Here is a 25,092-nt window from a genome sequence, read left to right as displayed (position 1 = left end):
ACGCCTTGAGTTCACGCCTGCCAGGATTAAAAACGTAACCCCGTGGTCACCATGGCGGCGTTGAAGCCGAGCAATACCAGCTCGCTGGCCATCGGGCCGTAATGAACGCCCACGGACGGGATGATCACCGGCGCCACGCCAAAACGATTGAGCGGGATTTTGTCCTGATACTTCCCGTGGTAGCCCTCCAGCAACCCGCCCGTCAGCTTCAAGTACAGGGGATAAGACTCGCTGTCGAAGCGCTTGCCGCCGTATGCGTAGTAAGAACGTTGCCTGAACGAGTTGCGAAAGGTCGCCGCACCCGCCAGCCAGTTTGAGCGGTGGTGGTATTCGAGTCCGATCAGGTCCTGATGGTTGTTGTGCTCGGGGTCGGGCGAAAAATGCCGGGTGTAGACGCTGGTCTGTGCATACCAAAAATCTCGACCCTGCTGTTGCGCTTCATCGTGCGCCATCGCGGCGCTGGCGTTGACCAACATCAACACGCCACAGATTCCGGATTTCTTCATGGGTGGGCCTCTGTCGGCAGTTTGGCGTGCGCCAGTGGCGGGCCACTATAAAGAGGTGGGTGGCCGTTAACCTGAACGTGACCGGAACAGGTCGACGCCCGACGGTTTGGCATCGCGTTGTTTGCGTGACCCAGTGGCCATATGTCAGGCCAAGCGCGTCATTTCGCATTCAGTGCTATAAGATTCAGCACGTTATGTTGTGGACATCCTGCAAGTGCGCAAGGCCTGTACCCATTCGTTATGACTGTCATTGAATCAACCTGCTTGACCCCCGCTTACCCGCCGCGACTTGATCTCGGGGCGCCGTTGACCCCTGAACAATTGCGCAGCTCGCTGCACGGCACCATGGCGCGCCATAAAGGTGGACCGGTGTGGTTGTTCGCCTATGGCTCACTGATCTGGCGCCCGGAGTGTTCAGCGGTTGAACGCGTGCGCGGTCGGGTGCATGGCTATCACCGTGGGCTGTACCTGTGGTCACACGAACATCGTGGTACCCCGCAATTGCCGGGTTTGGTGTTCGGACTGGACCGGGGTGGCTCATGCAGCGGCTTTGCCTATCGGCTACCGGAAGAGAACCTCGACGCTGCCCTCTATGCCTTGTGGCTGCGGGAGATGCCCGTGCCGTCGTATCGGCCGCACTGGCTCACCTGCCGGCTTGAAGACGGTTCGCAGGTACAAGCGTTGGGGTTTGTGCTGGAGCGGCACCTGCCCAGCTATGCGGGCAATCTGCCAGATGACGTATTGGGCCAGGTGCTGGCCAACGCTTGCGGGCGTTACGGCACCACCCGCGACTATGTGGAGCAGACCGTAAACGCCCTGCGCAGCCACGCCATGCCAGACCGTCATCTGGAGGCGCGGCTCAAGCGCTGTGGATCAATCAAGCCTTAAGCGTTACGCGCTTCGCTGGCTGTTTTCTTGTGGCGCAGGGTGGGGATCATGAACGCGATCGCCAGCAGGCATGCACTGATCAACAGTACGAAGCCGCCATCCCAGCCGAAGTGGTCAACCAGATAGCCCATGGCCGCGCTGGCCGCCACCGAACCGCCCAGGTAACCGAACAGCCCCGTGAAGCCAGCCGCCGTGCCTGCGGCTTTTTTGGGTGCCAGTTCCAGCGCCTGTAAACCGATCAGCATCACTGGCCCGTAAATCAGGAAGCCAATGGAGAACAGCGCGATCATGTCGACGGTCGGGTTGCCCGGCGGGTTGAGCCAGTACACCAGCGTCGCCACTGTCACCAGTGACATGAACACGATCCCGGTCAGCCCGCGGTTGCCGCGGAAGATTTTGTCCGACATCCAGCCGCACAGCAGCGTCCCCGGAATACCTGCCCATTCATAGAAGAAGTACGCCCACGACGTGGTGTCCACGGTGAAGTGCTTGGCTTCTTTGAGGTAGGTCGGTGCCCAGTCCAGAACCCCGTAGCGCAGCAGGTAGACGAAGACGTTGGCCAGGGCGATGTACCACAGCATTTTGTTGCGCAGCACGTATTTGACGAAAATCTCTTTGGCGCTGAATTCGTCTTCGTGGCTGGCGTCGTAACCGGCCGGGTAATCGTTTTTGTACGCCTCAATCGGCGGTAAACCCACGGATTGAGGCGTGTCGCGCATGGTGATAAACGCAAACAGTGCGACCAGCAGCGCAACGGTGGCCGGTACGTAGAACGCGGCGTGCCAGTCGTTGAACCATGCCATGCCCAGCAAGAACAATGGGCCGATCAAACCGCCACCCACGTTGTGGGCCACGTTCCACACAGACACCACGCCGCCGCGTTCTTTCTGCGACCACCAGTGCACCATGGTCCGGCCACTGGGCGGCCAGCCCATGCCCTGTGCCCATCCGTTGATGAACAACAGAATGAACATCATGGTCACGCTGGACGTGGCCCAGGGCGCGAAACCGAAAATGAACATGACGGCCGCTGAAATCATCAGGCCAAACGGCAGGAAGAACCTCGGGTTGGAGCGGTCGGACACCAGGCCCATGAGGAACTTCGACAAGCCATAAGCAATGGCGATTGCAGACATCGCTACACCCAACTGACCCCGGGTATACCCCTCGTCAATCAAGTACGGCATGGCCAGCGAGAAGTTTTTACGCAGCAGGTAGTAGCCTGCGTAACCAAAAAAGATACCGGCGAAAATCTGCCATCGCAGGCGTCGATAAGTGCTGTCTATTTTTTCAGCAGGCAGCGGTGCCTGATGAGCGGCAGGTCGGAAAAAAGCAAACATTCAAGAGCTCCAAATTTCTTGTTATATCGGCGGGCCCGAACGTTACATTTTCGTTACCGAAAATGACAGGCCTTCTCAACTGAAACGAACGGAAACAACCCACATGGCATGTTCACTTATGAACATGTCGCACAGGTGTAAAAGCGTGGGGTTGTCCACAACGATCTTGCGAGTACGAAAAGGCTTGGACACTTGAGTTATCAAGGCACTCAAGGGTGTTTCAGTTGCAGGCGCTGTCCGTTTAATCGGAACGCTCCGACGTTTAGTTGGGAACCTGAGACCTGAAAGAATTAGCGACAAATTTCTATCATGTGTGCCCTCTGCACTGATGCAGGCGTTCAACGCGCAGCTTGGGAGAAAGCATGAAGAAATGGATCGGGTTGGTCGTATTGGCGGTGTCGCTAAAGGGGTGGGCTGGGGATTTCGTGCCCTCGCTGCACTATCTGGTGAAACCTGCTTACCCTCAGGAGTTGGAGCGAGTGGGCTTGCCCGGTGAGGTGCGGGCAAAGTTCAAGGTCAATGCCGATGGCTCGGTGGTTGACCCCAAAATTCTGTACAGCACCCATCCGGAATTCGCGGGCGCCGTCCTTGAAGTGGTGCGCGAATGGCAGTTTGCGAGCTGGACGCCGGGAAACGGCAACCCGCAGCAGGTCGAGATTTTATCGCCACTGGTGTTCAGTCTTAACGACAGCCGTGAAGCCCGTGGCAGGCTGCAGGGGGTCGATCTGGCGGGCGCCACTTGTCGCAAACACGTTGAGGAAATCCACCGGTTTGAAAGGCGCAACCTGAAGATGCCGCTGGGGGGGCTGACCTTGTTTATGGTAGCCCGCAGCCGTTTGATCGATTTGTATGTCGCGCAAGATCTGACCTTGGAGCAATTGTCCGAGGCCTTGTATGAGCTGTCACAAGACATGGAGAAGATCAGCCGCACCTGTGAGAAAAAACGGGGCAGCCGATTTGTCGATACGTTGCCGGAGGGGGTGAAGGACCTGCTGGCGAGGTCTCTCGAGCGTGATCACATTCAGGTGGCCAGTGAAATGTTGTAAACCCTGACAGCCGCTTCAGGCAGCTGAGTACGGGTGCTCTCGAAAAGACGGCACCCGTGTTGACTCATGAGGTTTTGTACCCTGGCTTGCCATTGGCAAGTCGCCATTCGTTCACGATTCGAATGACATCCTGCGGGTCCTTTGCAATACCCGCTTCGATGTAGACGGTCAGTTGTAAACCGTCCGGGTGTTCAGTGATCCTTAAAAAATGCTCCACCAGGGCACTGTGTTCTTCTTCAGAGAGGAAGTTGATGCACCAAATGTCAGTGAACAGTTTTACGAGTTCATGCTCTGTGTACGCTTCGTATTGAGTTTTAATGTTGTCTCTCCGCTGTCTTTATTCAGGTTTTCCCGTTATTGGGAAGACAAACCTACGTGCGCTTGAAACAGCGGGTGAGGTACATAGTTATGCCATTTGCCCGAAGAAGGGGTGTCGCAGATCGGCGCGTTATTGCTTTGCTTACCTTGGCCGATAACCTCGAAGAGGCTGCCCGCAGCCGTCTGTTGGTGATCTGCCCATCCGCTATACCCCTTGGGCCAGGGCCAAACGACCCGTATGCTTGCCCCCAACCGTAAAAAGGAGCGAATTGTGAAAGCGTGGATCTTGATGATGCTGGCCCTGTCCTTGCCGATGGCAGCGGTAGCCGAAGAAGCGAAAGAAGGCGAGGCCAAGGTCAGCTACATCAGCCTGAGCCCGCCGTTTGTAGGCAATTACGGTCTGGATGGCAGCCCGAAGCTCAAGGTCTACAAGGCCGATATCGCGTTGCGCGTCACGGGCGACGAAGCGGCCAAGGCCGTGAAGGCAAACGATCCGCTGATTCGCAACCAATTGGTGGGTCTGTTTACTCAGCAGACCAGCGAAACCCTGGGCAATGTCGAGAATAAAGAGAAGCTGCGCCAGGAAGCGCTGAAGCAGATCCAGCAGGTTCTGACCGACGAGACCGGCAAGCCGCAGGTTGATGATCTGCTGTTCAATAACTTGATCGTTCAGTAAGCCTGGCCCAGCGCTCGTCTGGCAGGCAGTGGTTTTGTTCGCGCCCATCGCGTCGCGAACAAAACCGGTGTCAGTCGTTCATGCCCTGCACGAACGTTACGACGCCAGGCTCTTGCGAAACCGCGCCAGGGCAATCGCGAAAAACAGCAGCCCGATGGTCGCCAGTGCCAGTAAGTCGGGCCACACCACGTCCACCCCGGCTCCCCTGAACAGAATCGCTGCGCTCAAACTCACGAAGTGGGTCGAGGGTGAGCACTGCATCACCCACTGCAACCATTCAGGCATGCTGTCCAGCGGCGTGCTGCCACCCGAGAGCAACAGCATCGGGATGATGACGGGGATGGCCAGCAAGCCGAACTGCGGTGTTGAGCGGGCGAGGGTGGCGAGGAAAATCCCCAGGGCAGTACTGGCAAACAAGTAAAGCGCCGTCACCCCCAGAAACAACGCCAGTGATCCGGCCAGCGGCACGCCCAGCGCCCATTTGACGATGACCTCCAGCGACACCCAGGTGCAGAGCACCACGACCAGCATGTTGCTCCAGATTTTTGCCAGCATGATTTCCAGCGCTGTAAGGGGTAACACCAGCAAGTGATCGAGGGTGCCGTGCTCTCGCTCGCGCAACAGCGCGGTGCCGGTCAGCACAATGGCCAAAATGGTGATGTTGTTGACGATCTGAATCACCGCCAAAAACCAGCCGCCCTCAAGGTTCGGGTTGAACAGCGCACGGCCGCTGATCCGTACTGGCGTGTTCGCGGCAGCGTCGGCCTGGCCGGTGTAATTGAGCAGCTCACGTTGAAAGATGCGCCCAATGTAGCCCGCGCCCATAAACGCCTGACTCATGGCCGTGGCATCCACGTTGACCTGCAGACCCGGTTCACGCCCGGCCAGCAGGTCCGCCTGAAAGTTGGCCGGTACGTTGATGACGAAAGTGTATTGGCCGCCATCCATGGACGCATCCAGCTGATCGTAAGGCAACGCTTGCGGGGTTTGGAATTCTGGCGGCAGCAACGATTCGCTGAGTTTGCGTGACAAGGCGCTGTGGTCTTCATCGACAATCGCGACGCTGGCGTTATGCACGCCAATAATTGACCCCGCCGCCGGCATGTAAATCGCCACCGTGAAGGCGTAGAACAAAAACAGCAGCAGCACGCTGTCATGGCGCAGGCTCGTGAGTTCTTTGATCCCCAGGCGCAGGATGTGCGAGAGCTTGTGCATCAAACCTCCTGCTTCTTGAGCATGATGAGACTCAAGCCGGTAAAGGCGACGAAGAAGCCCAGTAACGCCAGGCATTGCGGCCACAGCTGGCGCAAATCCAGGGCTTTGGTAAACGTACCGACCGCAATATCGAGAAAGTGCCCGGCAGGGAACAGCATGCCCATCAGCGCCGCAGAGCCGTCCAGTGACGAGCGCGGCACGATCAGCCCGGAGAATTGGATCGTCGGCAGGCTGGTGATGATCATGGTGCCGAGAATTGCCGCGATCTGGGTGCGGGTGAACGCTGAAATCAACAGCCCCATGCTGGTGGTCGACAACACATACAACAGCCCACCGAGCGCCAGCGTCAGTGCGCTGCCTTTGAACGGCACGCCGAACAGCCAGCGGTTCATCGCCACCAGCAGCGCCAGATTGACCAGACTCACCACCAGGTACGGCACCTGTTTGCCCAGCAAGAATTCAAGCCGGGTCAGGGGCGTGGCGTAGAAGTTGGTGATGGACCCCAGCTCTTTTTCCCGCACGATGCCCAGCGCCGTCAGCATGGCCGGGATAAAGGCGAGAATCAGCGCCATCACGCCCGGGCCGATGGCATTCACGCTGACCACGTCCTGGTTGTAGCGAAAACGGGTTTCGAGCTTGGCGCCGCCTTGTTTGTTTTGCGCCAGACTGCTCAGCGCGGCCAGTTGTTCAAGGTTGGCCTGGTGCACGGATTCAACATAGTTACGGCTGGTTTCTGCACGGAACGGCATGCCGCCATCCAGCCAGGCGGCGACGGTGGGCTGGCGCCCGGCGTACAGGTCGCGGCCAAAACCCGGCGGGATTTCCAGTGCGATTTTGATTTCTGAACGTTGCAGACGCTTGTGCAGTTCTTCTGCACTGTAGATGGGCGCGTGTTCTTCGAAGTAACGCGAGCTGCGGAAGGCCTCCAGATACGCGCGGCTTTGCGGGCTTTGGTCCTGGTCGTAGACGGCGAACGCCAGGTTTTCCACGTCCAGTGAAATGCCGTAGCCAAAAATCACCATCATGAACAGCGCGCCCAGCAAGGCGAACGCCATGCGGACTTTATCGCGTAGCAGCTCTTTGGATTCGCGGCTGGCGACGGCTATCAGCCGGGTCAGGCTGAAGCCGCTTTTGCTGGGCGGTGGTGGCGCATTGATCACCGCCGCAGCCGCTTCGGACGCGGGCGCCGCACTCGACTCCTGCTCGTTTTGCGCCTGCTCCAGGCACGTGACGAATGCGGCTTCCAGCGTCTCGCCGTGAAACTGCTGCTGCAACGCATCGGGGGTGTCGCAGGCCAGTACTTTGCCGGCGTGCATCAACGAAATACGGTCGCAGCGCTGGGCTTCGTTCATGAAGTGGGTGGACAAGAAAATCGTCACGCCCTGATCGCGCGACAGTTCGATCAGCAGTCGCCAGAAGTCGTCGCGCGCGGCCGGGTCAACCCCCGAGGTGGGCTCGTCAAGGATCAGGACTTCGGGGCGATGCAATACCGCCACGGCCAGCGACAGACGTTGACGCAACCCCAGTGGCAACTCGCCGGACTGTTGCTCGGCAATATCAGCCAGATCAAAACGCTCGATCAGCTCTTCAATCCGCGCGCGGCTGTCTTCTTTGGGCAAGTCGAACAACTGGGCGTGCAAGACCAGGTTTTGCCGCACGCTCAACTCGCCATACAGCGAGAAACTCTGGGACATGAAGCCCACGCGTTTGCGCGTGGCCAGGTCTTTGGCATCCACCGGATTTCCGAGCAGTTTGGCACTGCCTTCGGTGGCGGGCATCAACCCGGTCAGCACTTTCATGGTGGTGGTCTTGCCACAGCCGTTGGAGCCCAGAAACCCGAAGATTTCACCGCGTCCGATAGCGAAGCTGACGTTGTTCACGGCGATAAAGTCGCCGAATTTGAGGGTCAGGTCATGGGCTTCGATGGCGATATCGCTGTTGTCGCTGACCCGTGGCGGAATCACCAGCGGCTCGTTGCTGTGGCCGGTGTCGCCCTGATAGTGGGTAAACGCTTCGTCCAGTTTGCCGGTGGAGGCGACCGCCGCCAGTTCCTGCGTGAGCCCGGTCGCAATCAATGTGCCGCGGTCGAGCATCAGGCAGTGCTCGAACTGTTCCGCTTCTTCCATGTAGGCCGTGGCAACCAGCAATGTCAGTTGCGGGCGCTGGCTGCGTACGTCGTCGACCAGCTCCCAAAAGCGCCGACGGGACAGCGGGTCGACGCCGGTGGTCGGTTCGTCAAGGATCAACAGGTCGGGCTCGTGAATCAGCGCGCAACACAGCCCGAGCTTTTGCTTCATACCGCCGGACAACTTGCCCGCGGGTCGTTCGGCAAATCGCTCCAGGTCTGTGGCCTTGAGCAAGTTGGCCATGCGTTGTTCGCAGTCGTCTTTGGACAGGCCGAACAACGTGCCGAAAAAGCGAATGTTTTCGCTGATCGACAACTCCGGGTACAGGTTGCCGCCGAGCCCTTGGGGCATAAAGGCAATCAACGGGTAAAGCGTGTTGCGATGGCGGCGATCGTCAATCGGCCCGCCGAGCACCTCTAGGCTGCCTTGCTGGAGCTTTTTGACCCCGGCAATCAGCCCCAGCAAGCTCGACTTGCCCGCGCCATCCGGGCCAATCAGCCCGCAGCGCGTGCCTTTAGGCAAGCTGAAGGTGATGTCGAGCAGCGCCTGCTGTTTGCCATACCGGTGGCGGATGCCACTGGCGTTGAGCGCCAGGTCGCTCATTGCAGATTGGCCGGCCAGTCCACGTCGGCAGTGCGCACATACCCGGCGCCGGGCATTCCGGGTTTAGCCTGAGGCACGGCGCTCGGGTCGGTGAGACGAAGTTTGACGCGGAACACCAGTTTTTGACGCTCGTCGCGGGTTTCGACCTCTTTGGGGGTGAACTGCGATTTGGCGGCCACGAAGCTGATTTTTGCGGGCAGTGGCGTTTCGGGCAGGGCGTCGAGCAGGATGCGCGCCTGCGCGCCGACGGTCAGCTTGCCGACCACCGAAGCGGGTAAATACAGGTTCATGTACTGGTCGCTGGGGTCGATCATCATGAACACGCGTCCGCCCGCGCCCAGCACTTCGCCGGGTTCGGCAAGGCGCAGCTGGATCACACCGTCGATGGGCGCCCGCAGGCTGCTGTCGTCAATCTCGCTGGTGAGCTGTGCCACTTGCGCTTCGCTGGAATGGATCGCGGCCCTGGCAGCGGCGACCTGAGCCTGCGCGGCGACCACGGCAGCATTGCTGGTGTCAAAACGCGCTTGTTGCTGATCGAGTTGCTGGCCGCTGGCAAAGCCGCGCTGGGCCAGTTGGCGGAAGCGTTTGAGTTCCTGGCTGGCGAGCAGTTTTTCGCTTTGGCGCAGTTGTACGTTGGCCTCGTTGGCGGCCAGGTTTTGCCGGGCCCGCAGCACTTCGGACTCGGCCTGATTGCGCGAGGCTTCGAGGGTGCGGGTGTCCATGCGTGCCAGCAGTTGACCCTTGGTCACGCGATCGCCTTCGTCGACCAGCACTTGCGCGAGGCGACCGGGGATTTTGGCGGCGATCTGGACTTCAGTGGATTCAAGTCGGCCGTTGCCCATGCTGATGCCTTCGGGGAGTCGGTCATGCTGGGATTTCCAGTAACCGAACCCGCCTGCCGCCACCAGCAGGATCACCAACGGAATAACGAAATAATGGGATACACGGTGGTTCTTCGACATGCAAACATCCTGTCTCACAGAGCGCTCTAGTTTGACGGTCTCACTGCCGGGGCGGTTTGATGCCAGTCAAAGGAAGGTCAAAGCCTAGACGCTATTGAGCGAGGTTGCCGAAGTGATTTGCCCGTTTACAGGCGCGCGCCTGTGCCTGCAGGGCGTGGCTGCCCGTCAGAGCAGCCCCAGCACCGTCGCCCATTGTTCGTCTGTGACGGGCATGACTGAAAGGCGGCTGCCTTTTTGGACCAGAGGCATCTCGGCCAGCGCCGTCTGTTGTTTGAGGTAGTCGAGCTTGATCACCTGAGGAAACGTGTGCACGTGGGCCACTTGCAGCGCACTCCACGGGTTTTTCTCGGCACTGGCTTTGGGGTCGTAGTAAGGGCTGTCGGGGTCGAGCGCGGTGGGGTCGGGGTAGGCCGCTTCGACGATGCGGCCAATCCCGGCAATGCCGGGTTGCGGGCAACTCGAATGGTAGAAAAAGAACTCATCGCCCACCGTCATGGCACGCATGAAATTACGCGCCTGGTAGTTACGAACGCCGTCCCAGCGCGCCTCACCGACTTTCTGTAAGTCCTTGATCGAGAACTCGTCAGGCTCGGATTTCATCAACCAATGGGCCATTTTTCTTCTCCTGAAACATGATGTGAATCATCTTTCTTGAAACATTTCGATAAACCGACAGCCGGTTGACGCCATCGTTTGCGTGTCGTTACGGGTTGTCGCAGAATGCCGGGATTTTAAGCTTGACGCTGCTGCACGGCCTATAAAAAAACCGTTGCTGTCATCGTGTTGATTTGCCTGAAGGGGGGCAATCGATGAAACGCAAACCGGATGTACTGTGGGTGTTGGCTTTTTTGTTCGGTTTGGGCGTAGTGACGACGGGGTATGCGCAAAGTTTGTGGTCCAACTCGACCGACGCGCCGATTGAACTGGCTCAACAGCAAGTACAACCTTTCAAACGCTAAACTTTCTTGCGCTAACGCGTTTCAGGCATCGCTCTCAACGTGATGCCTTGGCGATGTGTGGGCGACGTACCACTGTTTGTCCGACACCGTGCCTTGTAACGGTACGTCCCAACTGGCTTGTGTCAGGCTTTCGACCTTTTGGCATTCGTGGGCCAGGCCTAACAGTGTCGGTTTGCGCCAGCTCTGACGGCGTCCCAGATACGCCAGGCTGCGGTCGTAAAACCCGCCACCCATGCCCAGCCTTCCACCCTTCGCATCGAACCCCACCAATGGCAGCAACACCAGGTCGAGTGTCCAGACCTTGCGTTGGCGTGCGGGGTTGATGCGCGGCTCCAGAATACGAAAGCGGTTGGGGATCAGCTTCTCGCCAGGGGCGATGCGTTGAAACACCATTTTGGTCCGCGGCCACGCGCTGAGTACCGGCAGGTAGGTGATCTTGCCCCGGCGTTGCGCTTCGCGCAGCAGCAGGCGCGGATCGATCTCACCGTCGGTGGGCAGATATAGCGAGAGGTGTTTGGCGCGGCGAAACAAAGGATGTTGCGCCAGTTGCCGGTACAGGCCGCGGGCGGCCAGGCGTTGCGCGCAGGGCGACAGTTCGCGGCGGGCATTGCGCAGTTGTCGGCGAAGTTGCGGGCGGGTAGGTGGCGTGCTGTTCAAGGTCGACACCGAGAAAGCCAATGCCAGCAGAGGGCTGGCATTGCACTGGAAAAATCAGGCTCCCCGACGTACCGCTGTCGGCTTGGCCCTTGAACCCGAAAGTTCAAGGTGGAAGTTGCAGTAGACCTTAAGGCTTTCCGTCTAGCGGACATGCACACCGGTCCAACGTGCAAGCTCCAGGGTAGTGCGAATCGGCTCAGGGACATCGCTAACTGGCGAATACTCCAGGGAGTGGCGCGAGTATACCCCAAAGAAACCTTTTGAATCAGCTTTGACGTTCGTTCGGATCAGTGGCAAGCACCAGATCCACGCGTTCCAGCAGGTCGCGCACTTGTTCGCGGGTGGAGCTGTTGGTCTGAACTTCGGCGACCTCCTGCTTGTGCAGCAGATCGTGAGTGATATTGAGCGCGGCCATGACGGCGATGCGGTCGGCGCCAATGACTTTGCCGCTGCTGCGGATTTCGCGCATTTTGCCGTCCAGGTAACGGGCGGCGCTCACCAGGTTGGTCCGTTCTTCCTGGGGGCACATGATCGAATATTCTTTATCGAGGATATGCACGGTGACGCTATTGCTTGAACTCATGAGTCTTGCTCCAGGGCTTTGAGGCGCGAAATCATCGATTCCACCTTGTGTCGGGCGATTTCGTTTTTTTCAATGAGGTGCGCGCGTTCCTCGCGCCAAGTCTTTTCCTGAGCTAGTAAGAGTCCGTTTTGACTTTTAAGTTGCTCGACCCGGCTAATCAAGCGTTCGAGTCTAGCCATCAGTTCATGCAGGTCGGTGTCTTCCATTGTGTCCTACTGTGTATTTTCTGATGGAGGGTGACAATCAGGGGTGTTGACGCCTTGATGGTCTGGCTCGTCTGCCGATGCTAGGATACAAGGCCTCCATTCTAGACATAGCGCCGCTTGGCGCCTAGCTGACCATGCCTATTCAGAACTCCCCGTACCAAGCCTTTGCCGCCCTGCTGAGCACCAGCGGCATTAACGTATCGCCTGCCGAGTTGCACGGCCTGTTGCTGGGTCGCAGTGCGGCCGGTGCCGGCTTTGAACCTGACAGCTGGCTGGCCGATGCCAAAGAGCTGTTCCAGAGCGAAAATGAAACCAGTGACAACGTACGCAATGCCTTGATCGGTTTGCAAGAGATGGTCAAGGGCGAACTGACCAGTGACGACATGACCGTCGTGCTGTTGCTGCCAACAGACGACGCGTCGCTGCCTGATCGCGCCACTGCATTGGGAGAGTGGTGCCAGGGTTTTCTGGTCGGTTTCGGGCTTAACTACCGTGATAACGCGTTGAGCATCGAAGGCAAGGAAGTGCTGCAAGACCTGGCGGCCATCGCACAGGTGCAGGACGCGCTGGAAGAATCTGAAGACGGTGAAAGCGACTACATGGAAGTGATGGAATACCTGCGCGTTGCGCCGCTGTTGCTGTTCACCGAAACAAAAAAGCCTGAAGCGCCAGCGGCCGCCAAGCCTTCGTTGCACTGATCGATCACCAAGAGGAAACCCGTCTGCCCATGATCCATATCCCGAAATCGGAATACGCACGCCGCCGCAAGGCGCTCATGGCGCAGATGGAACCCAACAGTATCGCGATATTGCCCGCGGCCCCCGTGGCGATCCGCAACCGTGACGTCGAGCACGTCTACCGTCAGGAAAGTAACTTCCAGTATTTGAGCGGTTTCCCCGAGCCTGAAGCGGTGATCGTGTTGATCCCCGGCCGGACTCATGGCGAATTCGTGCTGTTTTGCCGCGAACGCAACCCTGAGCGCGAGCTGTGGGACGGTTTGCGGGCCGGGCAGGAAGGCGCCATGCGCGATTTCGGTGCGCACGATGCATTCCCCATTACCGACATCGACGACATCCTGCCGGGGCTGATTGAAGGCCGCGACCGGGTGTACTCAGCGATGGGCAGCAACCCGCAATTCGATCGCCATTTGATGGAGTGGATCAACACCATCCGCTCCAAGGCCAGCCTCGGCGCTCAGCCGCCCAACGAATTTGTTGCCCTGGATCATCTGCTGCATGACATGCGCCTGTATAAATCGGCGGCAGAAATTAAAGTCATGCGCCACGCGGCGCAGATTTCGGCCCGTGCCCATATCCGTGCCATGCAAGCCAGCCGTCCGGGCTTGCATGAATACAGTCTGGAAGCCGAGCTGGATTATGAATTCCGTAAAAGCGGGGCAAAAATGCCAGCGTATGGCTCGATTGTCGCTTCGGGTGACAACAGCTGCATCCTTCACTACCAAGAGAACGACGCCCTGCTCAAGGACGGCGATCTGGTGCTGATCGATGCGGGTTGCGAGATCGACTGTTATGCCAGCGATATCAGCCGCACCTTTCCGGTCAACGGGACCTTTTCGCCCGAGCAAAAAGCAATTTATGACCTGGTGCTGGCGTCGCAAGAAGCCGCGTTCGCTGAAATCGCGCCGAACAAGCACTGGAATCAGGCCCACGAGGCGACTGTTCGCGTGATAACGGCGGGGCTGGTGGCGCTGGGGTTATTGCAGGGCGAAGTCGACGATCTGATCGCCAGCCAAGCCTATAAAGCGTTCTACATGCACCGCGCCGGTCATTGGCTGGGGCTGGATGTGCATGACGTGGGTGAGTACAAGGTCGGGGGTGAGTGGCGCGTGCTGGAAGTCGGCATGACCCTCACCGTTGAACCCGGCATCTACATCAGCCCTAACAATCAAACCGTCGCCAAAAAATGGCGCGGCATCGGTGTGCGGATCGAGGATGACGTAGTGGTCACCAAAAACGGTTGTGAGATTTTGACCGGCGATGTGCCGAAAACGGTGGCCGATATCGAGGCCTTGATGGCTGCGGCCAAGGTGAACGCAGCATGAGTCGGGTCAATCTGGCCATCATTGGCGGCGGGCTGGTGGGTGCGAGCCTTGCGCTGGCGTTGCAGGCTGGCGCCAAGGCGCGGGGCTGGAAAATCGTCCTGATCGAACCCTTCGCTCCCGGCAATAGCTACCAGCCCAGCTACGACGCGCGTTCCTCGGCCTTGAGCTATGGCGCCCGGCAGATCTATGAGCGACTGGGGCTGTGGCAGTCCATCGCCACCCGCGCCGAACCGATCAAGGACATTCACGTGTCCGACCGCGGGCGTTTTTCGACCGCACGCTTGTCCGCCATTGAAGAAGGCGTGCCAGCGCTGGGGTACGTGGTCGAAAACGCCTGGCTGGGCCAGTGCCTGTGGAAAAACCTGGACCCTGACGTCATTACCTGGCGCTGCCCCGCTGAAGTTATCCACCTGCAGCCGCTTGAAGACGGCTATCGCCTGACCCTCAACGATGAAACCACGCTTGACTGCGACCTCGCCGTGCTGGCCGATGGCGGGCGTTCGGGCTTGCGCGAGCAGTTGGGGATTCATGTCAGCAAGCGTCCTTATGACCAAAGTGCGCTGATCGCCAACATCACCCCGAGTGAAGCCCACGGCGGGATGGCCTTTGAGCGTTTCACCGACGAAGGCCCGATGGCCTTGCTGCCGCTGCCGGAAAACCGCTGCGCGCTGGTGTGGACCCGCCTGGGGATGGACGCCGAGCGTTTGGCCGCGCTGGATGAGCGCAGCTTCCTCAGTGAATTGCAGGGCGTTTTCGGCTATCGCCTGGGCACCCTCAAGCAAGTCGGCGCGCGGCATTTGTATCCGCTGACGCTGATCGAGGCGCAAGAGCAAGTACGCCCGCACCTGACTGTGCTGGGGAATGCCGCCCACAGCCTGCATCCCATTGCCGGTCAGGGTTTTAACCTGTCACTGCGCGATGCCCAGGCGTTGGCCGACGCGTTGTTGGCGAGCGACAAACACCCCGGCGATCTGGCCACGTTGTTGAGTTATCAACAGCGGCAAAAACTCGACCAGCAATTGACCATTGGTTTTTCGGACCAGGTGACGCGGTTGTTTGGTAGCGATCAGACCCTGGTGTCGTTCGGCCGCAACTTGGGCTTGCTGGGGCTTGATCTGCTGCCTCCAGCCAAACGCTGGTTTGCCCGTCAGGCCATGGGCCTGGGCACCCGCGCAGACAGTTGATGATGGCCGGGGGCGTTCGCGCCCCTTGTCGATCCTTTTTTCACGTGCGGCGCTTGCCGCTCACGACACAGGCTTAAAGCATGGAAATGCGCGCAGATCTGCTGATTGTTGGGGCCGGAATGGTCGGAAGTGCCTTGGCGCTGGCGCTCAAGGACAGCGGCTTGAAAATCCTGCTGCTCGATGGTGGGCCGCTGAGCGTCAAACCGTTCAGTACCGACGACGTCTTCGAGCCTCGGGTCAGCGCCTTGTCGGCCGCCAGCCAGCGCATCCTGCAACGCCTGGGTGCGTGGGACGGTATCGTCCGGCGTCGCGTCAGCCCCTATTCGCACATGCACGTGTGGGACGGCAGCGGTACAGGCCAGATCCATTTCTCGGCGGCCAGCGTGCACGCCGACGTGCTGGGTCATATCGTAGAAAACCGTGTGGTGCAGGATGCGCTGCTGGAGTGTTTGCAGGGCAGCGACATCGAATTGCTGGCCAATGCGCGGCTGGAACAGATGCGCCGCTCAGGGGACGAGTGGCTGCTGACGCTGGCGGACGGTCGCACCTTGCGCGCGCCGCTGGTGATCGCAGCCGATGGCGCCCACTCGGCGGTGCGCCGCCTCACGGGCTGTGAGACCCGCGAATGGGACTACATGCATCACGCCATTGTCACCAGCGTTCACTGCGCCCAGCCGCATCAGCAAACCGCCTGGCAGCGATTCACTGACCACGGGCCCTTGGCATTTTTGCCTTTGGAACGCGATGGCCAGCAGGACTGGTGCTCGATTGTCTGGTCCACCACGCCTGAAGAAGCCCAACGTTTGATGGCGCTGGATGACGACGGTTTCTGCCGTGAGCTTGAGCGGGCGTTCGAAGGGCGGCTCGGGCCGGTACTGAGCGCAGACCCGCGGGTCTGCGTGCCTTTGCGCCAACGTCACGCCAAACGCTATGTGGCCGAAGGGTTGGCACTGATCGGCGATGCCGCCCACACCATCCACCCGTTGGCCGGGCAGGGCGTCAACCTCGGTTTCCTTGATGCGGCGGTGTTGGCCCACGTGTTGTTGCACGCGGTCGATCGTGGCGAACGTCTGGCCGACATCAAAGTATTAAGCCGTTTCGAGCGTCGTCGCATGCCGCACAACCTGGCGTTGATGGCGGCGATGGAAGGCTTTCAGCGACTGTTTCAGGCGGATTCGCTCACCGCGCGCTTGCTGCGCAACAGCGGCCTGAAGTGGGTCAACCAAATGCCCGAGGCCAAAGCGGTGTTCGTGCGTCAGGCGCTGGGGTTGACCGGGGATCTGCCGCCGCTGGCCAAGCCCTGATCGGAGCCTGCCCCGGCCTTTGCAACATCTGGTAACGCCTCGGGGGCGAGTTAGGTTGAGCTGGCAAATGTGATTCACTACCATTTACGCCCGATTCGCATCTAGAGAGACCGCCCCCCATGTTGGCACCCAAGCGTCTACTGACTGCCCTGGCCCTGAGCGTTTTTGCGAGCAGCGTCTACGCTGCCGACGAAGTGGTGGTGTATTCCTCGCGCATCGACGAACTGATCAAGCCGGTATTTGACGCCTACACCGCGAAAACCGGGGTCAAGGTCAAGTTCATCACGGACAAGGAAGCGCCGCTGATGCAGCGCATCAAGGCAGAGGGCCAAAATGCGACTGCCGACCTGTTGTTGACCGTGGACGCGGGCAACCTGTGGCAAGCCGAGCAAATGGGCATCCTGCAGCCGTTCACGTCCGAAGTGATCGATAAAAATATCCCGCCGCAATACCGCTCTTCTTCCCACGCATGGACGGGCCTGAGCCTGCGTGCGCGGACCATCGCCTACTCCACGGACCGGGTCAAACCTGAAGAGCTGTCCACCTACGAAGCGCTGGCCAATAAAGAGTGGGAAGGCCGCCTGTGCCTGCGCACCGCCAAAAAGGTGTACAACCAGTCGCTGACCGCCACCATGATCGAAGTGAACGGTGCCGACAAAACCGAAGAGATCCTCAAAGGCTGGGTGAACAACCTGTCCACTGATGTGTTCTCGGATGACATCGCGGTGCTGGAGGCGATCAACGCCGGTCAGTGCGATGTGGGCATCGTCAATACCTACTACTACGGCCGCCTGCACAAGCAGAAGCCTGACCTGGCCGTGAAGTTGTTTTGGCCCAATCAGGCTGATCGCGGTGTACACGTCAACCTGTCGGGTATTGGTTTGACCCAATACGCTCCGCACCCGCAAGCCGCCAAGGCGCTGGTCGAGTGGATGACCACGCCGCAGGCGCAGTCGATCTTTGCAGGCACCAATCAGGAGTTCCCGGCGAACCCGAGCGTTCCGCCTTCTGCCGAAGTGGCCAGTTGGGGTGAGTTCAAGGCAGACGCCTTGCCAGTCGAAGTGGCCGGCAAACGCCAGGCTGAAGCCATCCGCATGATGGACCGCGCGGGCTGGAATTAAGCCCGGTGTAAAGCCAGCCCTCTCCCTCGCGCAGAGGGCGCTGACGGGCGGTCTGTTCGAAGGCGCGCGGCCTCTATTCGGGCCGCGCGCAGCCTTCCCCCTCCACATCGTGTAACAACGCAACATACAATCGCTGGTTCTTCCCTCCTTCCGAGAGTCTTTTGTGGCACATCCCGCCCAACGTCGCTGGTATCCGCTGGTTTTTAGCATCGCTGCCCTGGTGCTTTTGCCCCTGAGCGTTTTGCTGTTGTCCTGGCAAAGCGTGGACAGCCAGATCTGGAACCACCTGTGGGACACACAAATGCCGCGTCTGCTGGGCAACACGCTGACGCTGATCATCGGGGTCGGGATCGGCGTCACCCTGCTGGGCGTCAGCCTTGCGTGGCTGACCAGCTTGTGCGAATTCCCGGGCAGACGCTGGCTCGACTGGGCGCTGATGTTGCCGTTCGCGATCCCGGCCTACGTGCTTGCGTTTGTGTTCGTCGGCTTGCTGGACTTCGCCGGGCCGGTTCAAACACTGCTGCGCGAATGGTTCGGCACGGGGCTGCGTTTGCCTCGCGTACGCTCCACCGGTGGCGTGATCATCGTGCTGATTCTGGTGTTCTACCCGTATGTCTATTTGCTGGCGCGCACTGCATTTTTGGCGCAGGGCAAAGGGTTGATGGAGGCGGCGCGGGTGCTGGGGCAAAGCCCGTGGCAGGCGTTCTGGCGCGTGGCCTTGCCCATGGCGCGCCCCGCCATCGGCGCCGGGGTGGCGTTGGCGCTGATGGAGACGCTGGCTGATTTCGGCGCCGTGTCGGTGTTCAATTTCGACACGTTCACCACGGCGATCTACAAAACCTGGTACGGCTTTTTCAGTCTCTCAACCGCCGCGCAACTGGCCAGCCTGCTGTTACTGGTGGTGATGATCGTGCTCTATGGCGAACGCCGCGCCCGGGGCGCCAGCCGTGCCAGTAACGAGCGTCCGCGCGGTAAGGCCCTCTATCACCTCACCGGGCCTAAAGCCTGGTTGGCCAGCGGGTGGTGCGCGCTGGTGTTTGCGTGTGCGTTTGTGATCCCGATGCTGCAACTGGTGGTGTGGTTTTGGCAACGTGGGCGCTTTGACCTCGATGAGCGTTACACGGGTCTGATATTGCACACCTTGTACTTGGGCGGCATGGCGGCGCTTATCACGGTCTGTGTGGCTCTGGTGCTGGCGTTTGCCCGGCGTCAGGCGCCGACACCGACCATCCGTGCCGGGGTGAGCCTGGCCAACCTGGGTTACGCGCTACCCGGTTCGGTTTTGGCGGTGTCGATCATGTTGGCCTTCAGTTATCTCGATCGCGAACTGGTCATTCCGGTTTCCGGCTGGCTGGGCGGGGCAGGCAAGCCCTTGCTGCTGGGCAGCCTTTCAGCCTTGTTACTGGCGTATCTGGTGCGCTTTATCGCCGTCGCTTATGGCCCGCTCGAAAACAGCCTGGCGCGCATTCGTCCGTCGTTGCCCGAAGCAGCACGCAGCTTGGGCGTGAGTGGCCCGCGACTGTTTTTCAAAGTGTATCTGCCGTTGTTGTTGCCGGGGACATTGAGTGCGGCGCTGCTGGTGTTTGTCGACGTGCTCAAGGAAATGCCCGCAACCCTTCTAATGCGGCCCTTCGGCTGGGACACACTGGCCGTGCGCATCTTCGAAATGACCAGTGAAGGCGAATGGGCTCGTGCTTCACTGCCCGCCCTGACGCTGGTACTGGTGGGACTGTTGCCGGTCATCGGGTTGATTCGACGCTCGGCCCATCGAATCGGCTAGGTGTCAGTGCTCCGGCATGCGGCTACAATGCGCGGCATTCGGTGCGGTCTGTCAATCAGGCCAGGTTCCCTGCGCAGTGTACGAAAGCTAACTTAACTAGCTTGAAACACTTTGCACGCCTGTCCGCACCTTCGCCAATCCCGGAAGGAGGAACCCATGGGACAGCGTACGCCTTTGTATGACCTGCATCTCGCCCTCGGCGCGAAGATGGTCGATTTTGGCGGTTGGGACATGCCTTTGCATTACGGCTCGCAGGTGGAGGAACACCACGAAGTGCGTCGGGACTGTGGAGTGTTTGATGTCTCGCACATGACCGTGATTGACGTCGGCGGCGTGCAGGCCAAGGAATGGCTTCAGCATTTGCTGGCCAACGATGTCGAGCGTCTTCACACCCCTGGCCGTGCGCTCTACAGCGCCATGCTCAATGAAAAGGGTGGCGTGGTCGACGACATGATCGTTTACCTCAGGGCCAACGGTTACCGGTTGGTGGTCAACGCAGCGACCCGCGACCAGGACCTGGCGTGGATGACGGCCCAGTCCCGCGGTTTTGACGTGCAGTTGCAGGAACGCCCGGAGCTGGCGCTGCTGGCGATTCAGGGCCCACAGGCCCGGCACAAGGTCGCTGAACTGGTGAGCCAGGCCCGCAGCGATGTGATTCACCAGCTCAAACCCTTCGAAGGACTGGACGCAGGGGACTGGTTCATTGCCCGCACCGGTTACACCGGCGAAGATGGGCTGGAAATAGTGCTCCCCGCCGATCAGGCGCCAGCGTTCTTCAACGATCTGGTCGGTGCAGGTATCTCCCCAATCGGCCTCGGTGCGCGTGACACGTTGCGCCTGGAGGCGGGCCTTAACCTCTATGGTCAGGACATTCACCTGTCTGTCTCGCCCCTTTGCGCCAACATGGAATGGACCATCGCCTGGGAACCGGCTTCGCGCCTGTTCATCGGACGCGAAGCGCTGGAGGCCGAAAAAGCAGGGGGCGTGCCGCTGAAACTGGTGGGTTTGGTGCTCGAAGAGCGAGGCGTCCTACGGGCTCATCAGGTTGTTCGTATTGCTGGTGTTGGCGAAGGAGAGATAACCAGTGGTAGTTTCTCTCCTACGCTAAGCAAATCGATTGCCTTGGCCCGCGTTCCGATCGCCACGGGTGACCGTGCTGAAGTCGAAATTCGCGGCAAGTGGTACCCGGTTCGCGTGGTCAAACCCACGTTTGTACGTCTAGGCAAAGCCTTGATCTAACGTTTACCGGCAGGCTTGCGCTGTGTGCAAGCGGCTGACATTTCTTATTGAGGACACTGAATATGAGCAATATCCCCGCTGAGTTGCGCTTTGCCGAAAGTCACGAGTGGGCCCGTCTGGAAGCGGACGGCACTGTCACTGTGGGTATCAGTGATCACGCTCAGGAAGCGTTGGGGGATGTGGTGTTCGTTGAGTTGGCCGAAGTGGGCAAAGTGTTTGCCGCAGGCGACACCGCAGGCGTCGTGGAGTCGGTAAAAGCCGCCTCGGACATCTATGCGCCAGTGTCCGGTGAAGTGATCGCGGTCAATGAGACGCTGGCCGACAGCCCTGAAAACCTGAACAGCGATCCTTACGCGAGCTGGATCTTCAAGCTCAAGCCAAGCAACACCGCTGAGCTGGACAGACTGCTGGATGCTGCTGGCTACAAAGCCGCCATTGGCGAGTAAGCCTCGGCGGGACGGTCGCTGCCGGTAGACCTCTCTACCGGCAGCGAAATCGGTTACGCGTTCTGCAACACGGCCTTGACGGCTTTAACCGACCGCTCCACATCGGCTTTGGTCATCGCTGTGAACATCGGCAATGACACAATCAGCCGCCCTACGCGTTCTGCGACGGGGAACATCCCTTCTTTGAAACCTTGCGCGCGATACAGGCTCAGCAAGTGAATGGGCGGGTAGTGATAGCCCACGCCCACGCCCAATGCCTGCATGTCTTTCATGAACGTAGCCCGTGCCGGTTGGCCGTCCTTGCGCTCAGGCAGCACTAGCTGGAACAAGTGCCAATTGGTAGTGCTGAAATCAGCCACAGGCAATTGCGCGCCGTATTCGGCTTCAAAGTCAGGGCCGAAACACTCGAAATAATGCTTGGCCAATTCACGGCGGTGCGCGGTAATCGTCTCGATATGGGCGAACTGCCCGAGACCGATGGCAGCCGCAATGTCAGTCATGTTGAACTTGCCGCCCAGAACGTCGACATCCAGGCCATCGAATCCGGTACGGGTGACACCTTGCAGGCGGTATTTCTCAGCCAGACGCGCTTCTTCTTCGTTATTGAGCACCAAACACCCGCCTTCGGACGAGGTGATGTTCTTGTTGGCCTGGAAACTGAACGACACGAAATCCCCGCGTGCGCCGATGCGCTGCCCGTTCCAGCTCGCGCCTAGGGCCTGAGCGGCGTCTTCGACCACGCGCAGGTTATGTTTTTTGGCCAGAGCGTACAGGGCGTCCATGTCCACCGGCAGGCCGGAGAGGTAAACCGGAATGATGGCTTTGGTGCGTGGCGTAATCGCGGCTTCGGCTTTCTTCAGGTCAATATTGCGGGTGATCGGATCAATATCGGCAAACACCGGCGTAGCGCCGACCTCGAGAATCACATTGGCAGTGGCGACCCATGAGATCGGCGTCGTGATGACTTCGTCACCTGCACCGATCCCTGCGATGCGCAGGGCGATTTCCATGGTGCACGTGCCGGAGTTGAACGTGCGCACCGGGCGACCGCCCACGTACTCGGACAATTGCGCCTCGAATGCCTGAACCTTTGGCCCGCTGGTGATCCAGCCCGAGCGCAACACGTCGCCCACGGCAGCAATGGTGGCTTCATCGATGGTTGGTTTGGAAAACGGCAAGAAGGGCAGCGAGCTCATAAAGGCGTGACGTCCGATGTGAATGAGTAATGAGAGACCATAGAGCAATAACACATGGCCCAAATCATACCCAGAGCATGGATCACATCAGGTGAAATTTCTGTATGAAGGCTGAATGAAGCGCGTTATGAAGGGGGCTATCAACCAGCATGGAGCCGTTGAGGTCTGCGACAAGCAAGGTAAACCCTTCGGTAAGTAAGACGACACCGCGGGTGCATAAACTGCCAAATCGATCAAACAGTAGTCAAGCAGAAGGGCTTATGTACCTGTGTATCAGTGGTTTTTGCCTGCCGCTCCAGACGATCGTTTGATTAAGTTTGAGCGTGATCGCGACCACTTTTTAACGATCAAATCGTTCAAGCGCTCGGCCATATAAAGTCTTAACGCAATGGCAGAAGGTGAATGGCTATTAAACAGTGAGCAGACCGCGCAGATTTAAAACATCTTAGGTCAGGCCCTTCCAACAGGCTTGAAGTTATTCAGGGATGTTGAGGCATAGCGATCATATGGCAGTACATTCGGGGAATTTTCTTACAGTCTAACTTTGTTGTCGGATTAACAGTGTTTGACGGTGTTGTGCATTATCCAACTCACTGACATCGAGGGATTAACAGGTAGGCGTTTAAGTGACGATGAGCACCTCTTTCATCTCACGTGTAATACGCCTTGAAAATCGGCTTTTGAAAGTGAAGGTCAGCGGTACTGACTCATTCCCTTTGGATACTCACACCCAAACAACATTTCCGATGGTGTCGATGAGCACTTTATAAACACCCATCAGCGTTTGCCACCGAGGGTGTACCAAACGTCTGGCGGTGAAGCAGGACAACGCTTCACTGCCAGACGACTAAACCGGCACGCCAGAGGCGACAGGCCGGTTTTATTCAGCGGTCGCGTTTTTTGCCAGAATCGCGTTGGCCAGGTCCATGTCACTCACTTTCAGGTTCGGGTTCTGCGCGCGAACCTCCTGCATGGCCGATTCCAGGTATGGCCCACGGATCTCGCCGTTGCTGGCCACAAAACTGCCTGCGTCATCTTGTGCGGCGATGACCTTACGGTCTTTTTTGAACGTCAGGTAGGTGGAACCGGTGGTCGCACCGGACGACAGGACGTTGCGCCAGAAGCTGTCGGCCATCGCTGAGCCAACAGGAAGGGTCAACAAAGCGGCAGCGGCAACAGCATATTTGAGACGCATGATGGGAAACTCCGGATAAATGAACTACCAACTTTGATTCTAGTCAGTGTTAGAGAGTTCCGTAACCTTACGTCACAATTTCTACGGTGAGCACGACCCCATTCTGAGCGACCACCCGCACGGCCGTGCCCACCTCGGCGTCAGGCCCTTCGGCCATCCATACACTGTCGCCCGCTTTGATTTTCCCTCGTCCATCCACAATGGCTTGTTGAACGAGGAATGTGCGGCCGATGAGTTCATGCCCCCTGCGGTTGAGGAAAGGTTGATCGCTCAAGGCGGGCGAAGTGCGCTGGCGTTTCCACCAGTACACCGCAGTCAGGATGGCCAGTACGCCAAACAGCGGCAATTGCAGCGTCCAGGCCAGCTCGGGTATCAAAAACTTCAACCCGGCCACAAGAGCAGCGGCAAGCCCGGCCCACAGCAAATACCCGCCTGTACCGAACACCTCCAAGATCAGTAGCACTGCTGCCAGAGCCAGCCAGTCCCAGTGGTTGAGGTTTTGCAGGAGTTCCAACATGTCTTAGCCCTTCGTTTTATCGAATGAGGCTCTGACTATTTCGCCGATTCCACCCACTGCTCCGATCACTTGGCTGGCTTCCAGTGGCATGAGGATCACTTTGCTGTTGTCGGCAGACGCGATTTTGCCCAAGGCATCAACGTACTTTTGCGCCACAAAGTAATTGATGGCCTGCACGTTGCCGGTTGCAATGGCCTCGGAAACCACTTGGGTCGCGCGCGCTTCTGCTTCCGCCTGACGTTCACGGGCTTCAGAGGCAAGAAATGCTGCCTGCCGACCGCCTTCGGCTTCGAGAATCTGGGCTTGTTTTTTACCTTCAGCCGTCAAAATTGCAGAGGCGCGCAAGCCTTCAGCTTCAAGGATTTGCGCCCTTTTGATGCGTTCGGCTTTCATTTGGCCTGACATGGCGGCCATCAAATCCGCAGGCGGGCTGATGTCTTTGATCTCGATTCGGGTGATTTTGATCCCCCATGGCGCTGTTGCTTCATCTACCGTGCGCAGCAGTTTTTCATTGATACCGTCACGCTGGCTGAGCATGGCATCCAGCTCCATTGAGCCAAGCACCGTGCGAATGTTGGTTTGCAGAAGGTTGCGAATGGCATGTTCGAGGTTGTTGACCTCATAGGCCGCCTGGGCGGTGTTAACGACCTGGAAAAAACATACGGCATCTATCTGTACCGTAGCGTTGTCGGACGTAATGACCTCTTGTGGCGGGATATCCAGCACACTTTCCATGACATTAAGCTTGCGTCCAATGCTATCCATGACGGGAATAATAATGTTCAGACCGGGTTTAAGCGTATTGGTGTAACGCCCGAAGCGCTCTACTGTCCACTCATAGCCTTGGGGCACAACTTTGAACCCCATAAAAAGCAAAGACAGCGCCAATACGACAAAGAGCAAAACAACATAGCTGAATTCCATAACCATTCCTTGTTTGAGGTGACTCGAGATAAATCCGGA

At 58.8% G+C, this 25,092-nt stretch carries 26 protein-coding genes and 1 other RNA gene; 12 read left to right on the top strand and 15 right to left on the bottom strand.

Annotated features, from left to right (window positions below; genetic code table 11):
- Positions 1-26 precede the first annotated feature (26 nt).
- Positions 27-506 (bottom strand): sn-glycerol-3-phosphate transporter, encoded by a 480-nt coding sequence (locus BKD70_RS14400; protein WP_169859556.1) that lies wholly within the window; start codon positions 504-506, stop codon positions 27-29.
- Between the two features lie 240 nt (positions 507-746).
- On the opposite strand from BKD70_RS14400, the gene BKD70_RS14395 reads away from it, so the two are divergent.
- On the top strand, positions 747-1,394 hold the full coding sequence (locus BKD70_RS14395) for a gamma-glutamylcyclotransferase (RefSeq protein WP_047272822.1): 648 nt from the start codon (positions 747-749) through the stop codon (positions 1,392-1,394).
- Here BKD70_RS14395 and glpT read toward each other — a convergent pair.
- Positions 1,391-2,734, bottom strand: a complete 1,344-nt coding sequence (gene glpT / locus BKD70_RS14390) for a glycerol-3-phosphate transporter (RefSeq protein ID WP_047272823.1) — start codon at positions 2,732-2,734, stop codon at positions 1,391-1,393. The two genes, BKD70_RS14395 and glpT, sit on opposite strands and share 4 nt — an antisense overlap.
- Positions 2,735-3,096: 362 nt before the next feature.
- Between glpT and BKD70_RS14385 the strand changes: the two genes are divergently transcribed.
- Positions 3,097-3,780, top strand: coding sequence for an energy transducer TonB (locus BKD70_RS14385; RefSeq protein ID WP_052892125.1), 684 nt, complete (start codon positions 3,097-3,099; stop codon positions 3,778-3,780).
- Between the two features lie 64 nt (positions 3,781-3,844).
- Here the strand turns inward: BKD70_RS14385 and BKD70_RS25685 are convergent, their stop codons facing one another.
- Entirely contained in the window at positions 3,845-4,099 is a 255-nt protein-coding gene (locus BKD70_RS25685) for a bacteriocin immunity protein (protein WP_080960265.1), read from the bottom strand.
- Between the two features lie 270 nt (positions 4,100-4,369).
- On the opposite strand from BKD70_RS25685, the gene BKD70_RS14380 reads away from it, so the two are divergent.
- Positions 4,370-4,774 (top strand): flagellar basal body-associated protein FliL, encoded by a 405-nt coding sequence (locus BKD70_RS14380; protein ID WP_047272824.1) that lies wholly within the window; start codon positions 4,370-4,372, stop codon positions 4,772-4,774.
- A 96-nt stretch (positions 4,775-4,870) separates the two neighbouring features.
- Here the strand turns inward: BKD70_RS14380 and BKD70_RS14375 are convergent, their stop codons facing one another.
- The 4 genes from BKD70_RS14375 to BKD70_RS14360 form a co-directional block, all read right to left on the bottom strand.
- The gene (locus BKD70_RS14375) at positions 4,871-5,989 is read right to left on the bottom strand and encodes an ABC transporter permease (protein ID WP_047272825.1); all 1,119 of its coding nucleotides are present in this window, start codon (positions 5,987-5,989) and stop codon (positions 4,871-4,873) included.
- On the bottom strand, positions 5,989-8,718 hold the full coding sequence (gene rbbA, locus BKD70_RS14370) for a ribosome-associated ATPase/putative transporter RbbA (RefSeq protein WP_047272826.1): 2,730 nt from the start codon (positions 8,716-8,718) through the stop codon (positions 5,989-5,991). Before rbbA ends, BKD70_RS14375 begins: the two co-directional genes overlap by 1 nt.
- Positions 8,715-9,680, bottom strand: coding sequence for an HlyD family secretion protein (locus BKD70_RS14365; protein WP_047272827.1), 966 nt, complete (start codon positions 9,678-9,680; stop codon positions 8,715-8,717). The genes rbbA and BKD70_RS14365 overlap by 4 nt, the downstream gene beginning before the upstream one ends.
- A gap of 165 nt (positions 9,681-9,845) precedes the next feature.
- Complete coding sequence (locus BKD70_RS14360; RefSeq protein ID WP_047272828.1) at positions 9,846-10,295, bottom strand: EVE domain-containing protein; 450 nt, start codon at positions 10,293-10,295, stop codon at positions 9,846-9,848.
- Positions 10,296-10,489: 194 nt separating this feature from the next.
- Here BKD70_RS14360 and BKD70_RS25045 point away from each other — a divergent pair, with 194 nt between their 5' ends.
- Complete coding sequence (locus BKD70_RS25045) at positions 10,490-10,639, top strand: hypothetical protein (RefSeq protein ID WP_088500203.1); 150 nt, start codon at positions 10,490-10,492, stop codon at positions 10,637-10,639.
- Between the two features lie 21 nt (positions 10,640-10,660).
- On the opposite strand, the gene BKD70_RS14355 is transcribed toward BKD70_RS25045, so the two are convergent.
- The 4 genes from BKD70_RS14355 to BKD70_RS14340 all read right to left on the bottom strand — a co-directional run bounded on the left by BKD70_RS14355 (position 10,661) and on the right by BKD70_RS14340 (position 12,085).
- Positions 10,661-11,296: a 5-formyltetrahydrofolate cyclo-ligase gene (locus tag BKD70_RS14355; RefSeq protein ID WP_047272949.1), complete on the bottom strand. Its 636-nt coding sequence runs from the start codon at positions 11,294-11,296 to the stop codon at positions 10,661-10,663.
- Between the two features lie 56 nt (positions 11,297-11,352).
- A non-coding RNA gene (gene ssrS, locus BKD70_RS14350) (6S RNA) lies at positions 11,353-11,530 on the bottom strand.
- Between the two features lie 31 nt (positions 11,531-11,561).
- Positions 11,562-11,879 carry a cell division protein ZapA gene (locus BKD70_RS14345; RefSeq protein ID WP_047272829.1) on the bottom strand — a complete coding sequence of 106 codons (318 nt, stop codon included), beginning with the start codon at positions 11,877-11,879 and terminating at the stop codon, positions 11,562-11,564.
- Complete coding sequence (locus tag BKD70_RS14340; protein ID WP_047272830.1) at positions 11,876-12,085, bottom strand: TIGR02449 family protein; 210 nt, start codon at positions 12,083-12,085, stop codon at positions 11,876-11,878. Before BKD70_RS14340 ends, BKD70_RS14345 begins: the two co-directional genes overlap by 4 nt.
- 134 nt (positions 12,086-12,219) lie before the next feature.
- On the opposite strand from BKD70_RS14340, the gene BKD70_RS14335 reads away from it, so the two are divergent.
- The 8 genes from BKD70_RS14335 (at position 12,220) to gcvH (ending at position 21,221) form a co-directional block, all read left to right on the top strand.
- Positions 12,220-12,783: a YecA family protein gene (locus tag BKD70_RS14335; RefSeq protein WP_047272831.1), complete on the top strand. Its 564-nt coding sequence runs from the start codon at positions 12,220-12,222 to the stop codon at positions 12,781-12,783.
- 29 nt (positions 12,784-12,812) lie between these two features.
- Positions 12,813-14,147 (top strand): Xaa-Pro aminopeptidase, encoded by a 1,335-nt coding sequence (pepP, locus tag BKD70_RS14330; RefSeq protein ID WP_047272832.1) that lies wholly within the window; start codon positions 12,813-12,815, stop codon positions 14,145-14,147.
- The gene (ubiH, locus tag BKD70_RS14325; protein WP_047272833.1) at positions 14,144-15,331 is read left to right on the top strand and encodes a 2-octaprenyl-6-methoxyphenyl hydroxylase; all 1,188 of its coding nucleotides are present in this window, start codon (positions 14,144-14,146) and stop codon (positions 15,329-15,331) included. Before pepP ends, ubiH begins: the two co-directional genes overlap by 4 nt.
- Before the next feature lie 86 nt (positions 15,332-15,417).
- Positions 15,418-16,635: a 2-octaprenyl-3-methyl-6-methoxy-1,4-benzoquinol hydroxylase gene (locus tag BKD70_RS14320; protein ID WP_169835847.1), complete on the top strand. Its 1,218-nt coding sequence runs from the start codon at positions 15,418-15,420 to the stop codon at positions 16,633-16,635.
- A gap of 119 nt (positions 16,636-16,754) precedes the next feature.
- Positions 16,755-17,756 carry an extracellular solute-binding protein gene (locus BKD70_RS14315; RefSeq protein WP_047272835.1) on the top strand — a complete coding sequence of 334 codons (1,002 nt, stop codon included), beginning with the start codon at positions 16,755-16,757 and terminating at the stop codon, positions 17,754-17,756.
- A 163-nt stretch (positions 17,757-17,919) separates the two neighbouring features.
- Positions 17,920-19,536 carry an iron ABC transporter permease gene (locus BKD70_RS14310; protein WP_047272836.1) on the top strand — a complete coding sequence of 539 codons (1,617 nt, stop codon included), beginning with the start codon at positions 17,920-17,922 and terminating at the stop codon, positions 19,534-19,536.
- A gap of 156 nt (positions 19,537-19,692) precedes the next feature.
- A complete protein-coding gene (gcvT, locus tag BKD70_RS14305) occupies positions 19,693-20,775 on the top strand; it encodes a glycine cleavage system aminomethyltransferase GcvT (protein WP_047272837.1) in 1,083 nt (360 codons plus the stop codon).
- 62 nt (positions 20,776-20,837) lie between these two features.
- Complete coding sequence (gene gcvH, locus BKD70_RS14300) at positions 20,838-21,221, top strand: glycine cleavage system protein GcvH (protein WP_047272838.1); 384 nt, start codon at positions 20,838-20,840, stop codon at positions 21,219-21,221.
- Between the two features lie 53 nt (positions 21,222-21,274).
- Here gcvH and BKD70_RS14295 read toward each other — a convergent pair whose 3' ends face one another.
- The 4 genes from BKD70_RS14295 to BKD70_RS14280 form a co-directional block, all read right to left on the bottom strand.
- Positions 21,275-22,417 (bottom strand): DegT/DnrJ/EryC1/StrS aminotransferase family protein, encoded by a 1,143-nt coding sequence (locus BKD70_RS14295; RefSeq protein ID WP_047272839.1) that lies wholly within the window; start codon positions 22,415-22,417, stop codon positions 21,275-21,277.
- An 880-nt stretch (positions 22,418-23,297) separates the two neighbouring features.
- Positions 23,298-23,612 (bottom strand): DUF2388 domain-containing protein, encoded by a 315-nt coding sequence (locus BKD70_RS14290; RefSeq protein ID WP_047272840.1) that lies wholly within the window; start codon positions 23,610-23,612, stop codon positions 23,298-23,300.
- Positions 23,613-23,679: 67 nt separating this feature from the next.
- Positions 23,680-24,129, bottom strand: coding sequence for an NfeD family protein (locus tag BKD70_RS14285; RefSeq protein ID WP_047272841.1), 450 nt, complete (start codon positions 24,127-24,129; stop codon positions 23,680-23,682).
- 3 nt (positions 24,130-24,132) lie between these two features.
- Entirely contained in the window at positions 24,133-25,053 is a 921-nt protein-coding gene (locus tag BKD70_RS14280; RefSeq protein WP_047272842.1) for an SPFH domain-containing protein, read from the bottom strand.
- Positions 25,054-25,092: the final 39 nt, after the last annotated feature.

Source organism: Pseudomonas sp. BS-2016, assembly GCF_001806145.1.
GTDB lineage: Bacteria > Pseudomonadota > Gammaproteobacteria > Pseudomonadales > Pseudomonadaceae > Aquipseudomonas > Aquipseudomonas lundensis.
This window is presented reverse-complemented; position numbering and strand designations above follow the sequence as displayed.

Excerpts from the sequence above, each read along its gene's own strand:
- BKD70_RS14400 (WP_169859556.1), bottom strand. The coding sequence starts at position 506 with ATGAAGAAATCCGGAATCTGTGGCGTGTTGATGTTGGTCAACGCCAGC.
- BKD70_RS14395 (WP_047272822.1), top strand. The coding sequence starts at position 747 with ATGACTGTCATTGAATCAACCTGCTTGACCCCCGCTTACCCGCCGCGA.
- glpT (WP_047272823.1), bottom strand. The coding sequence starts at position 2,734 with ATGTTTGCTTTTTTCCGACCTGCCGCTCATCAGGCACCGCTGCCTGCT.
- BKD70_RS14385 (WP_052892125.1), top strand. The coding sequence starts at position 3,097 with ATGAAGAAATGGATCGGGTTGGTCGTATTGGCGGTGTCGCTAAAGGGG.
- BKD70_RS14375 (WP_047272825.1), bottom strand. The coding sequence starts at position 5,989 with ATGCACAAGCTCTCGCACATCCTGCGCCTGGGGATCAAAGAACTCACG.
- rbbA (WP_047272826.1), bottom strand. The coding sequence starts at position 8,718 with ATGAGCGACCTGGCGCTCAACGCCAGTGGCATCCGCCACCGGTATGGC.
- BKD70_RS14365 (WP_047272827.1), bottom strand. The coding sequence starts at position 9,680 with ATGTCGAAGAACCACCGTGTATCCCATTATTTCGTTATTCCGTTGGTG.
- BKD70_RS14360 (WP_047272828.1), bottom strand. The coding sequence starts at position 10,295 with ATGGCCCATTGGTTGATGAAATCCGAGCCTGACGAGTTCTCGATCAAG.
- BKD70_RS25045 (WP_088500203.1), top strand. The coding sequence starts at position 10,490 with ATGAAACGCAAACCGGATGTACTGTGGGTGTTGGCTTTTTTGTTCGGT.
- BKD70_RS14345 (WP_047272829.1), bottom strand. The coding sequence starts at position 11,879 with ATGAGTTCAAGCAATAGCGTCACCGTGCATATCCTCGATAAAGAATAT.
- BKD70_RS14340 (WP_047272830.1), bottom strand. The coding sequence starts at position 12,085 with ATGGAAGACACCGACCTGCATGAACTGATGGCTAGACTCGAACGCTTG.
- BKD70_RS14335 (WP_047272831.1), top strand. The coding sequence starts at position 12,220 with ATGCCTATTCAGAACTCCCCGTACCAAGCCTTTGCCGCCCTGCTGAGC.
- pepP (WP_047272832.1), top strand. The coding sequence starts at position 12,813 with ATGATCCATATCCCGAAATCGGAATACGCACGCCGCCGCAAGGCGCTC.
- ubiH (WP_047272833.1), top strand. The coding sequence starts at position 14,144 with ATGAGTCGGGTCAATCTGGCCATCATTGGCGGCGGGCTGGTGGGTGCG.
- BKD70_RS14320 (WP_169835847.1), top strand. The coding sequence starts at position 15,418 with ATGCGCGCAGATCTGCTGATTGTTGGGGCCGGAATGGTCGGAAGTGCC.
- BKD70_RS14315 (WP_047272835.1), top strand. The coding sequence starts at position 16,755 with ATGTTGGCACCCAAGCGTCTACTGACTGCCCTGGCCCTGAGCGTTTTT.
- gcvT (WP_047272837.1), top strand. The coding sequence starts at position 19,693 with ATGGGACAGCGTACGCCTTTGTATGACCTGCATCTCGCCCTCGGCGCG.
- gcvH (WP_047272838.1), top strand. The coding sequence starts at position 20,838 with ATGAGCAATATCCCCGCTGAGTTGCGCTTTGCCGAAAGTCACGAGTGG.
- BKD70_RS14295 (WP_047272839.1), bottom strand. The coding sequence starts at position 22,417 with ATGAGCTCGCTGCCCTTCTTGCCGTTTTCCAAACCAACCATCGATGAA.
- BKD70_RS14290 (WP_047272840.1), bottom strand. The coding sequence starts at position 23,612 with ATGCGTCTCAAATATGCTGTTGCCGCTGCCGCTTTGTTGACCCTTCCT.
- BKD70_RS14285 (WP_047272841.1), bottom strand. The coding sequence starts at position 24,129 with ATGTTGGAACTCCTGCAAAACCTCAACCACTGGGACTGGCTGGCTCTG.
- BKD70_RS14280 (WP_047272842.1), bottom strand. The coding sequence starts at position 25,053 with ATGGAATTCAGCTATGTTGTTTTGCTCTTTGTCGTATTGGCGCTGTCT.